The sequence below is a fragment of the Aquabacterium parvum genome (assembly GCF_001447195.1).
In the GTDB taxonomy this organism is placed as follows: Bacteria; Pseudomonadota; Gammaproteobacteria; order Burkholderiales; family Burkholderiaceae_C; genus Aquabacterium; species Aquabacterium parvum.
Genome location: NZ_LFRI01000361.1, coordinates 1 through 273 on the forward strand (window position 1 = coordinate 1; position 273 = coordinate 273).

1 protein-coding gene is annotated in these 273 nt (G+C 61.5%); it reads left to right on the top strand.

The window, feature by feature from the left end:
* A partial coding sequence (locus ABG80_RS22845) for a hypothetical protein (protein WP_407638759.1) occupies positions 1 to 271 on the top strand: 271 nt, incomplete at its 5' end.
* Positions 272 to 273: the final 2 nt, after the last annotated feature.

A 273-nucleotide genomic window follows, 5' to 3' on the forward strand; every position in this document is an offset into this window, starting at 1 on the left:
AATCCAGCTTCAGGTGCTGAAGCTCAAGGCCCTGAGCCACGGTGCCAACATGGGCCGGCTGGTCGATCAGGCCATTGATCAAGGCCAGCTCACCGAGCTGCGCCAGATGTGCGCCAAGGTGCATCCCTCGCTGATCAAGCGCCTCGATCAAGTGACGAACCTGCTCGACATGAGCAAGCGCGAGTTCATCGAGGCTGCTGTGTCTGATGCGCTGGCCCGCGCCGAGGAAGCTATCGAGCGTTCCGGTGCCCTGGATCAAGGGAGCCTGTGATG